This is a genomic window from Streptomyces sp. NPDC054783, assembly GCF_053611725.1.
On record NZ_JBSHAY010000013.1, the window covers coordinates 239,489 to 250,263 of the forward strand.

The window sequence follows — 10,775 nt, forward strand, 5'->3', positions numbered from 1 at the left end:
GCCCCACGGCGGAAAGGGAAAGGACGAGAAGTATCGGAAAAGAACGGAATGCGAATCCTGTACGTCTCTGCGACCATCGCCGCATGATCACTCGGCTCCGGGCGCTCACCCGGCAGTGGACGATCCTCGTGCCCGTTCTCGCGGTCGTCCTCCTGGTCTTGACCTGGGGCCGCAACCTGCCAGCCGTGGTCGTCGCGCTGGTGACCCTGGTGCTCGCCGGCTCCGTCCTGGCGGCCGTCCACCACGCCGAGGTCATCGCCCACCGCGTCGGCGAGCCCTTCGGCTCGCTGGTGCTCGCGATCGCCGTCACGATCATCGAGGTGGCCCTGATCGTCACCCTCATGGCGGACGGCGGCGCCAAGAGTTCCACCCTGGCCAGGGACACCGTCTTCGCCGCGGTCATGATCACCTGCAACGGCATCGTCGGGCTCTGTCTGCTCGTCGCCTCCCTGCGGCACGGCACCGCTGTCTTCAACCCCGAGGGCACCGGCGCCGCCCTGGCGACCGTGGCGACGCTCGCCACCCTCAGCCTGGTGCTGCCGACCTTCACCACCAGCAAGCCCGGACCCGAGTTCTCCTCGGTGCAGCTGACCTTCGCCGCGCTGTCCTCACTGATCCTGTACGGACTGTTCGTGGCCACCCAGACCGTGCGCCACCGCGACTACTTCCTGCCGATCACCCGGCAGGGCGAGGTCATCACCGCCGACGACCACGCCCAGCCGCCGTCCACGCGCACCGCCTGGATCGGTCTCTGTCTGCTCGGGCTGGCCCTGATCGGCGTGGTCGGCCTGGCCAAGGGAGTGTCGCCCACCATCGAGTCGGGTGTGGCGGCGGCCGGACTTCACCAGGCCGTCGTCGGTGTGATCATCGCTCTGCTCGTCCTGTTGCCGGAGACCATCGCCGCGCTGCGCGCCGCACGCCGCGACCGGGTGCAGACCAGCCTCAACCTTGCACTCGGCTCGGCCATTGCCAGCATCGGCCTGACCATTCCGGCCGTCGCCCTCGCCTCCGTCTGGCTGTCCGGACCGCTCGTCCTCGGCCTCGGCCCGACGCACATGCTGCTGCTCGCGCTGACCATCGTGGTCAGCTCCCTGACAGTGGTGCCGGGACGGGCCACGCCCCTACAGGGCGGTGTCCACCTGGTGCTCTTCGCGGCCTACCTGGAGTTGGCCGTCAATCCGTAACGGGCCCGCCCGTCCGGTCCCTGTGCGGGAGGCTCGTAGCCCGTTGCCGTCGTCCCGGTTCCCGACCGGTCAGCTCGTCGCCGGCTCCACCACCGGCACGGGCACCGGTCGCGTCTCCGGAAGCAGCGCGAAGCACACCAGGCTGATCAGCCCGATGCCCGTCAGATACACGCCCACAGCCCAGGGCACACGCCCGCCCTGCTCCGCGAGCGCCGTGGCCACGATCGGGGTGAGTGCGCCGCCGACGACCCCGCCGAGGTTGTAGCCCACTGCGGCGCCCGTGCAGCGGACCCGCGCCTCGTACAGTTCCGGCAGATAGGCGGAGATGACCGCGAACATGGTGACGAACGCGAGCAATGCGCCCAGGATGCCGAGGAACATCAGCAGCGGCCGGCCGGTGGCCAGCAGTGCCACCATCGGGAGCATCCACGCGACGCAGGCCGCGCACCCCGTCAGACACATCGGCCGCCGCCCATAGCGGTCGCCGAGCAGCGCCACCAAGGGAGTGAGGGCCCCCTTCACGACCACCGCGGCCATGACACAGCTCAGCATCACCGTCCGGCTCACCCCGAGCCGTTCCGTCGCATACGCCAGCGACCAGGTCGTCACCGCGTAGAACACCGCGTACCCGATGGCCAGTGCCCCGGCCGTCAGCAGTACCAGCCGCCCGTGATGCCGTACGACCTCGACGAACGGTACGCGCGCGTGGTCATCGATTTCCAGGAACCGGGGGCTCTCGGTGAGCGATGAGCGCAGCCACAGCCCGGCGAGCGCCGGCGCACCGGCGACCCAGAACGGCACGCGCCAGCCCCACCGCGCGAACTCCGCGTCGGACAGCGCCGCCGACAGTGCGAGCATCACCCCATTGGCGAGCACGAAGCCCACCGCGGGCCCCACCTGGGGAAAGCTCGACCACAGAGCGCGCCGTGCGGCCGGCGCGTGCTCGGCGGTCAGCAGTACCGCTCCGCCCCATTCCCCGCCGAGCCCGAGACCCTGCAGGAAGCGCAGCACGAGCAGCAGCAGGGGCGCGGCGACGCCGATCGTTCCGTACGACGGCACACAGCCCACCGCGACGGTCGAGGCGCCGGTGAGCAGCAGTGAGACGACGAGCACGGGCCGCCGTCCGCGCCGGTCGCCGAGATGCCCGAACACCACCGAGCCCAGCGGCCGGGCCACGAACCCCACCCCGAACGTCCCGAACGCCGCCAGCGTCCCCGTGACCGGCGAGAACGTCGGGAAGAACAGCGGCCCCAGGACCAGGGCTGCCGCGGTCCCGTAGACGAAGAAGTCGTAGAACTCGATCGCGGTCCCCGCCAGGGACGCGGCGGCGAGTCTCGGCATCGAAGGGGCGCTCACGGCACGTACAGGCTGCATGCCGCGTCAACCACCCACCGTGATCAACGGTTACGGGGCGCGCGGAGGCGCTCGGACGACCGTGGCGTGCGCCGCCGAGGCCCTCGGCGCACGCGGCCCGCCCCGTGCTCAGGGCACCGTGATAGACCGGGTGCGAGCGGCGGTCGACGTCGTACCGCCCCGAACGGACCGGAGGAAAAGTGCCCCGCACCCTGGCCAACGCCCCGATCATGATCCTCAACGGGCCCAACCTGAACCTGCTCGGCCAGCGCCAGCCCGAGATCTACGGCAGGGACACCCTGGCCGACGTCGAGGCGATGTGCGCCAAGGCCGCGGCCGCGCACGGCGGCACCGTGGACTTCCGGCAGTCGAACCACGAGGGTCAGTTGGTCGACTGGATCCAAGAGGCGCGCTTGAACCACTGCGGGATCGTCATCAACCCCGGCGCCTACTCCCACACGTCGGTCGCGATTCTGGACGCACTCAACACCTGCGACGGCATGCCCGTGCTGGAGGTGCACATCTCCAACATCCACCAGCGTGAATCGTTCCGGCACCACTCCTACGTCTCCCTGTGTGCCGACGGGGTGATCGCCGGATGCGGAGTGCAGGGCTACGTGTTCGGTGTGGAGCGGGTCGCCGCGCTGGTGGGCGCGGCCCAGGCGGAGGCCTAGGGCGTGGCGTAGTCCGGGCTCGTCACAGCCGGCCCGCCTCCACGATCCGCCGCAGGAAGCGCCGCGTGCGCTCCTGCTGCGGGTCGCCGAAGACCTGCTCGGCAGTACCGCGCTCCAGCACGACGCCACCGTCCAGAAAACAAACCTGGTCGGCGACGTCCCGCGCGAAGCCCATCTCGTGCGTCGCCAGCACCATGGTCATGCCGTCGTCCTTCAGGTCCCGGACCACCTCCAGCACCTCGCCCACGAGTTCGGGGTCGAGCGCCGCCGTGATCTCGTCCAGCAGCAACAGCCGGGGCCGTACGGCGAGCGCCCGTACGATCGCCACACGCTGCTGCTGGCCGCCGCTGAGCCGGTCCGGGTAGGCATCCGCCTTGCCGCCCAGTCCGAGGCGCTCCAGCAGCTCCCTGGCCCGTTCCTCGGCCTCCGCGCGGGGGACGCCGTGCACCCGGCGGGGTGCCAGCGTGATGTTGTCCAGCACGGTCATGTGCGGGAAGAGGTTGTACGCCTGGAAGACCACGCCGATCCGGCGCCGGACCGTGTCCTGGTCGACACGGGGATCGGTGATCTCCTCGCCGTCCAGCCAGATCGCGCCGTCGTCGATCTCCTCCAGGAGGTTGGCGCAGCGCAGCAGCGTGGACTTGCCCGAGCCGGAGGCGCCGATCAGCGCGGTCACCGTGTGCGGGGCGACCTCCAGGCCGACGTCCCGCAGCACGATGGAGCCGCCGAAGGTCTTGCGGACGGACTCCATGCGCAGCACGGGTGCGACTGCGTCGTCGCTCATAGCGATCCTCCCTGGGCCCGCTGCCGGTCCATCCGGGCCGTCACCCAGTCCGTGAGCCGGGTCATCGGAATGGTCAGTGCGACGAAGACCAGGCCCGCGACGATGTACGGCGTGTAGTTGAGGCTGCGCTGGGCGATGATGTCGGCCGCCCGTACGGCGTCGATCGCGCCGCCGATCGACACGAGCCCGGTGTCCTTCTGCAGGGACACGAGGTCGTTCAGCAGGGGCGGCACCTGACGCCGTACCGCCTGGGGGAGCACCACGTACCGCAGCGCCTGACGGTTGGTCAGGCCCAGCGAGCGGGCGGCCGCGCGCTGAGAGGGGTGCACGGACTCGATGCCGGCGCGGAACACCTCGGCGACGTACGCGGAGTAGGTCAGTGTCAGCGCCGTACCACCGAGCAGGACAGGATCGACGGTCACGCCCTGGAGGCGGAGCGCGGGCACCCCGAAGACCACGATCATCAGGTTGATGATCAGCGGCAGACCGCGAAAGAAGTCCGTGTACGCGGCCGCCAGCACCCGCAGAGGGAAGAACACGGGCCCGGGCAGGGTACGCGCGATGGCGATCAGCATGCCCAGGACGAGCACCAGCACACCGCAGATCAACAGCAGCCGGACGTTGAGCCACAGACCTTCGAGGACCTTGGGGAAGGCCTCGCGCGCGTACTGCCCGTCGAAGAAGGTCTCCTTGGTGCGTGGCCAGCCGGGCGCGTTGACGACGACCAGGTAGAGGACGACGCCGGTGACCAGGGTCGACAGGGCGGCGATGGCCGTCGCGCGACGGGCACGCGCGCGCTTGTGGCGCTCGCGTTGCAGCCGTCGCTCGGACGGGACGTACCCGTCGCGCACATCGTCCTTGCCGGAGTTCTCCCCGGACTCCTCCTTCATGACCGTCACTTGAGCACCGGAGCGTCGACGGCGTCGGACAGCCACTGCTGCTCCAGCTTCGCCAGCGTGCCGTCCTTGCGCAGGGCGTCCACGGCCGACATCACGCACGATGTGAGGCCGCTGCCCTTGTCGAGGACGAGCCCGAACTGCTCGGGCGTTCCGCTCTTGTTCTCGAACTGGCCGACGATCTCGGCGTTGGTCACCTGGGCAGCGGTGACGTAGAAGGCGGTCGGCAGATCGGTGACGATCGCGTCCACCTGACCGTTCTTGAGCGCGGAGACGGCCTGGTCGTTCTTGGAGTACGCGGCCGCCTGCTGCGAGGGCTTCACCACGTCGCTGATGTAGTCGAGGCTCGTCGTGCCCACCTGGGCACCCAGCTTGAGGCCCTTCAGGTCCGCGATGTTCGTCGCCTTGGCGGCCTTGCCGCCCTTCAGCGCGATGACGGCCTGGCGCACGTCGTAGTAGCCCGAGGAGAAGTCGACGGCCTTCTTGCGCTCGGTGCTGATCGAGACCTGGTTGATGTCGAAGTCGAAGGTCTTCTCGCCGGGCGCGAACGCCTTGTTGAACGGCACGCGCTGCCAGACGACCTCGCTTTTGCCGTACCCCAGTTGCCGGGCCACGGCGTAGGCGACCGCCGATTCGAAGCCCTTGCCGTTCGCGGGCTTGTCGTCCTTGAACCAGGGCTCGTATGCCGGTTCGTCCGTCGCGAGCGTCAGCTTTCCGGACGTCTTGGTGGCCAACTTGCCCTTGGCGCAGCTCTTCGCGGCCGAGCCGGAGGGGGAGGCCGACGCCTTCTCCTCGGGCTGCGGAGCACAGCCGACGGCGGTGGCGAGCAGGGCTACGGTGGCGGCGGCTGCCGCACGGCGCAGGACACGAGGGGCTGTGTACATGGCGGGAGATTGGCAGCGAACCCCGTGTTTGTCCAGGTCACGACCATGATCTGTCCGCATACTGGGAACGGGTGTTGCGGTCGTGTGAACGGCCCTCAGGGTGCGGGCCGTCGGCCTGGGCCGCCGGCCGAGGGCGGGGTTGGAGACCGGCGGCCCTGCCGCAGAGGAGCCGTCATCCTCTGCGGGGTTGTCACCAGTTGACCGCGTGATGCGGCGCGCGGGGAGCGCGTACGCGCCCCCGGCGCGTGCGAAACGTTCACACGGGGCGCGCGGCGAGAAGCGTGCCGGACGCTCGGGCGGGGACAGCCCCGGCGCTCACCACCCGCGCGCGTGCCACTCCGGCAGCTGCGGCCGCTCCGCGCCCAGGGTCGTGTCGTTGCCGTGTCCGGGATAGACCCAGGTCTCATCGGGCAGCACGTCGAAGATCTTCGTCTCCACGTCGTGGATCAGGCTGGCGAAGGCCTTCGGATCCTTGCGCGTGTTGCCGACGCCGCCCGGGAAGAGACAGTCGCCGGTGAAGACGTGCGGATGGCCGTGCGGGTCGTCGTAGACCAGCGCGATCGAACCCGGGGTGTGCCCGACGAGGTGCCGCGCGGTGAGCTCCACCTGCCCCACCCTGATGACGTCGCCGTCGTCCACGAGGACATCGGTGGGCACGGGGATGCCGGGGGCGTCCTCGCGGCCGGCATACGTACGTGCGCCCGTGGCCGCGACGACCTCGGCGAGCGCCTGCCAGTGGTCGCCGTGCTGATGCGTGGTGACGACGGACGCGATGCCGTCGTCACCGATCATGCCGAGGAGCGTCTGCGCCGCGTTGGCGGCGTCGATCAGAAGCTGCTCGTCGGTGGCCCGACAGCGCAGCAGGTAGGCGTTGTTGTCCATCGGGCCGACCGCGATCTTCGTGATCATCAGGTCTTTCAGCTCGTGCACATCCGCCGGTCCGCCGACCCTGACCTCTCCGGTGTACGTCATGGTGATCAGCCTATAGCGGGGGAGGGCCCGCGGACCGTAGCGGACCTACAACGGCGGCAGCATCGGGAGCGAGCCGCCCTTCGCGGTCAGGCCGGAGCCGTCGCGCCGCCCGGAGAGCCAGCCCAGCAGGTCGGCGGCCGTACCCTCGACCGCGACGGGTCCCCCCTCCGCGCCGCCGCCCGTGGTCCGGAACCGGCCGTCGCCGGCGGTCAGACCGGTCGAGGGCACCTCCTTGTGTCCGGCGAAGCGCTCCGCCAGGAAGTCGATCTCCCGGTCCGTGAACTCGGCCGGAAGATCCTCCAGCTCGTACCCGATGCCGAGGTCGACATGGTGCAGCGCGACCTCGGCCCACCGCCGGAACGGCACCCGGGACGCCGAGTCGGTGACCCCGTTGCGCAGCTCCACCGTGCGCGACCAGTCCGCCGGCGCGTCCCCCGCGGCCTGGAAGCGGGCCGCACTCTCGCGCAGATCGGCGAGCTGGGCGTCGAGGGGGCGCGGGGCATCGCGCTGGATCTCGGCGTCCCGTGCCTCGGCACTCGCGTACATGGGCCGGCCCTCGAGGACGTTCACGAGCGCGTCCGCGTTGCGGGCGAGGTGGGCGAGGACGTGCCCGCGGCTCCACCCCGGAAGCCGTGACGGCTCGGCGAGCGACGCGTTGTCCAGTTCGGCGACCGCGGTGAGGAGCCGTTCGGTCGCGTCACGTACACATGCCAGGTCATGAGCGTGATCAATCATGGGCCTGACATTAGCCCGGCCACACCTTTGGGTGAAGGTGGTGAACCCCGCCCGCAAATCGAAAGCACGTGCTATATCGTCGGAGGCGGCGTCGGGCATGCTGGATGGCTGGGGGTTGTTATGCAACCGGGCAATCCGACCGGCGTTGTCAGTGGCTCCCCCTAGTCTGAAGAAGCACGGGGGCCCCGCCCCTGTCACTTCTCTCAAGAAAGGTGCGGACCGGCGTGGCCGACCGTCTCATCGTCCGTGGCGCGCGCGAGCACAACCTGAAAAACGTCTCGCTCGACCTGCCGCGTGACTCGCTCATCGTCTTCACGGGCCTGTCCGGGTCGGGCAAGTCCTCCCTGGCCTTCGACACGATCTTCGCCGAGGGTCAGCGGCGCTACGTGGAGTCGCTCTCCTCGTACGCCCGGCAGTTCCTCGGCCAGATGGACAAGCCGGACGTCGACTTCATCGAGGGCCTGTCCCCGGCGGTCTCCATCGACCAGAAGTCGACCTCGCGCAACCCGCGCTCGACGGTCGGCACCATCACCGAGGTCTACGACTATCTGCGTCTGCTCTTCGCGCGCATCGGCAAGCCGCACTGCCCCGAGTGCGGTCGCCCGATCTCCCGCCAGTCGCCGCAGGCCATCGTCGACAGGGTCCTGGAGCTGCCGGAGGGGAGCCGCTTCCAGGTGCTGTCGCCACTCGTGCGCGAGCGCAAGGGCGAGTTCGTCGACCTCTTCGCCGACCTGCAGACCAAGGGCTACTCCCGCGCGCGCGTGGACGGGCAGACCATCCAGCTGTCCGAGCCGCCGACGCTGAAGAAGCAGGAGAAGCACACCATCGAGGTGGTCGTGGACCGCCTCACGGTGAAGGAGTCCGCCAAGCGCCGCCTCACCGACTCCGTGGAGACCGCCCTCGGCCTCTCGGGCGGCATGATCGTGCTCGACTTCGTCGACCTCCCCGAGGACGACCCCGAGCGCGAGCGCATGTACTCCGAGCACCTGTACTGCCCGTACGACGACCTGTCCTTCGAGGAGCTGGAGCCCCGCTCCTTCTCCTTCAACTCGCCCTTCGGCGCCTGCCCCGACTGCACCGGCATCGGCACGCGCATGGAGGTCGACCCCGAGCTGATCGTCCCGGACGAGGAAAAGACCCTGGACGAGGGCGCCATCCACCCCTGGTCGCACGGGCACACCAAGGACTACTTCGGCCGCCTGATCGGTGCCCTCGCGGACGCGCTCGGCTTCCGCACGGACATCCCGTTCGCGGGCCTGCCGCAGCGCGCGAAGAAGGCCCTGCTCCACGGCCACAAGACCCAGATCGAGGTCCGCTACCGAAACCGGTACGGCCGCGAGCGCGTGTACACCACGCCTTTCGAGGGTGCGGTGCCGTTCGTCAAGCGCCGCCACAGCGAGGCCGAGAGCGACGCAAGCCGCGAGCGCTTCGAGGGCTACATGCGCGAGGTGCCCTGCCCCTCCTGTGAGGGCACGCGCCTGAAGCCGATCGTCCTCGCGGTCACGATCATGGAGAAGTCGATCGCCGAAGTCTCCGCGATGTCGATCAGCGACTGCGCGGACTTCCTTGGCCGGCTGAAGCTGAGCGCCCGGGACAAGAAGATCGCCGAGCGGGTGCTGAAGGAGGTCAACGAGCGACTGCGCTTCCTGGTCGACGTCGGCCTCGACTACCTTTCGCTGAACCGCGCGGCCGGCACGCTCTCCGGCGGCGAGGCCCAGCGCATCCGCCTTGCCACCCAGATCGGCTCCGGCCTGGTCGGCGTCCTGTACGTCCTCGACGAGCCGTCCATCGGGCTGCACCAGCGGGACAACCACCGGCTGATCGAGACCCTGGTCCGGCTGCGCGACATGGGCAACACGCTCATCGTCGTGGAGCACGACGAGGACACCATCAAGGTCGCCGACTGGGTCGTGGACATCGGCCCCGGCGCTGGTGAGCACGGCGGCAAGGTAGTGCACAGCGGCTCTCTGAAGGAGTTGCTCGAAAACACCGAGTCGCAGACCGGCGCGTACCTCTCGGGCCGCAAGGCGATCCCGCTTCCGGACATCCGCCGCCCCCGTGACCCGTCCCGTCGGCTCACCGTGCACGGCGCCCGTGAGAACAACCTGCAGGACATCGACGTGTCGTTCCCGCTGGGCGTGTTCACGGCCGTCACGGGCGTCTCCGGCTCCGGCAAGTCGACGCTGGTCAACGACATCCTGTACACGCACCTGGCCCGCGAGCTGAACGGCGCGAGAAACGTCCCCGGACGGCACACGCGCGTGGACGGCGACGACCTGGTCGACAAGGTCGTGCACGTCGACCAGTCGCCGATCGGCCGCACCCCGCGGTCCAACCCGGCCACGTACACCGGCGTCTTCGACCACATCCGCAAGCTGTTCGCCGAGACCACCGAGGCGAAGGTCCGCGGCTACCTGCCCGGTCGCTTCTCCTTCAACGTCAAGGGCGGCCGCTGCGAGAACTGCGCGGGCGACGGCACCATCAAGATCGAGATGAACTTCCTCCCGGACGTCTACGTCCCGTGCGAGGTCTGCCACGGTGCCCGGTACAACCGGGAGACCCTGGAGGTCCACTACAAGGGCAAGTCCATCGCCGACGTGCTGAACATGCCGATCGAGGAGGCCACCGACTTCTTCGAGGCCGTCCCGGCCATCTCCCGGCACCTGAGGACGCTGAAGGACGTCGGCCTCGGCTACGTCCGCCTCGGCCAGTCCGCCACCACGCTCTCCGGCGGTGAGGCCCAGCGCGTGAAGCTGGCCAGCGAACTGCAGAAGCGCTCCACCGGACGCACGGTCTACGTCCTGGACGAGCCGACCACCGGTCTGCACTTCGAGGACATCAGCAAGCTGCTGAAGGTGCTCGGCGGCCTGGTCGACAAGGGCAACACGGTCATCGTCATCGAGCACAACCTCGACGTGATCAAGACCGCCGACTGGATCGTCGACATGGGTCCGGAGGGCGGCGCCGGCGGTGGCCTCGTGGTCGCCGAAGGCACGCCCGAGGAGGTCGCCGGGGTGCCGGCCAGTCACACCGGCAAGTTCCTGCGCGAGATCCTCGGCGCCGACCGCATCAGCGACGCGGAACCGGTGCCGGCGCCGCGGGCCGGCACGGTCAAGAGGACGGCCGCCGCAAAGACGGCGGCGAAGAAGACGGTGACGGCCAAGGCCAACAACACGGCTACCAAGAAGGCCGACACGGTCACGAAGAAGGCGGCGGCCGCGAAGAAGACAACGCGGACACGCAAGGCCTGACGCAAGGCCTGACACACCACCAGAAAAGCGGCGCCCCGCGGG

9 protein-coding genes are annotated in these 10,775 nt (G+C 69.5%); 3 read left to right on the forward strand and 6 right to left on the reverse strand.

What is annotated here, in order from left to right:
* Positions 1–83: 83 nt before the first annotated feature.
* Positions 84–1,184 (forward strand): calcium:proton antiporter, encoded by a 1,101-nt coding sequence (locus ACWGJ5_RS23855; protein ID WP_453311690.1) that lies wholly within the window; start codon positions 84–86, stop codon positions 1,182–1,184.
* 69 nt (positions 1,185–1,253) lie between these two features.
* Here ACWGJ5_RS23855 and ACWGJ5_RS23860 read toward each other — a convergent pair whose 3' ends face one another.
* Positions 1,254–2,525, reverse strand: a complete 1,272-nt coding sequence (locus ACWGJ5_RS23860; protein ID WP_453311707.1) for an MFS transporter — start codon at positions 2,523–2,525, stop codon at positions 1,254–1,256.
* Positions 2,526–2,737: 212 nt separating this feature from the next.
* Between ACWGJ5_RS23860 and aroQ the strand changes: the two genes are divergently transcribed.
* Positions 2,738–3,211 (forward strand): type II 3-dehydroquinate dehydratase, encoded by a 474-nt coding sequence (aroQ, locus tag ACWGJ5_RS23865; protein WP_453311691.1) that lies wholly within the window; start codon positions 2,738–2,740, stop codon positions 3,209–3,211.
* A gap of 22 nt (positions 3,212–3,233) precedes the next feature.
* Here the strand turns inward: aroQ and ACWGJ5_RS23870 are convergent, their stop codons facing one another.
* The 5 genes from ACWGJ5_RS23870 to ACWGJ5_RS23890 all read right to left on the reverse strand — a co-directional run bounded on the left by ACWGJ5_RS23870 (position 3,234) and on the right by ACWGJ5_RS23890 (position 7,482).
* On the reverse strand, positions 3,234–3,995 hold the full coding sequence (locus ACWGJ5_RS23870) for an amino acid ABC transporter ATP-binding protein (RefSeq protein WP_453311692.1): 762 nt from the start codon (positions 3,993–3,995) through the stop codon (positions 3,234–3,236).
* Complete coding sequence (locus ACWGJ5_RS23875; RefSeq protein WP_453311693.1) at positions 3,992–4,894, reverse strand: amino acid ABC transporter permease; 903 nt, start codon at positions 4,892–4,894, stop codon at positions 3,992–3,994. Before ACWGJ5_RS23875 ends, ACWGJ5_RS23870 begins: the two co-directional genes overlap by 4 nt.
* Positions 4,891–5,775, reverse strand: a complete 885-nt coding sequence (locus tag ACWGJ5_RS23880) for an ABC transporter substrate-binding protein (protein WP_453311694.1) — start codon at positions 5,773–5,775, stop codon at positions 4,891–4,893. Before ACWGJ5_RS23880 ends, ACWGJ5_RS23875 begins: the two co-directional genes overlap by 4 nt.
* A 315-nt stretch (positions 5,776–6,090) precedes the next feature.
* On the reverse strand, positions 6,091–6,747 hold the full coding sequence (locus ACWGJ5_RS23885; RefSeq protein ID WP_453311695.1) for an MBL fold metallo-hydrolase: 657 nt from the start codon (positions 6,745–6,747) through the stop codon (positions 6,091–6,093).
* A 45-nt stretch (positions 6,748–6,792) separates the two neighbouring features.
* On the reverse strand, positions 6,793–7,482 hold the full coding sequence (locus ACWGJ5_RS23890) for a maleylpyruvate isomerase family mycothiol-dependent enzyme (protein ID WP_453311696.1): 690 nt from the start codon (positions 7,480–7,482) through the stop codon (positions 6,793–6,795).
* 224 nt (positions 7,483–7,706) lie between these two features.
* On the opposite strand from ACWGJ5_RS23890, the gene uvrA reads away from it, so the two are divergent.
* Positions 7,707–10,733, forward strand: a complete 3,027-nt coding sequence (gene uvrA / locus ACWGJ5_RS23895; RefSeq protein WP_453311697.1) for an excinuclease ABC subunit UvrA — start codon at positions 7,707–7,709, stop codon at positions 10,731–10,733.
* The last annotated feature ends 42 nt before the right edge of the window (positions 10,734–10,775 follow it).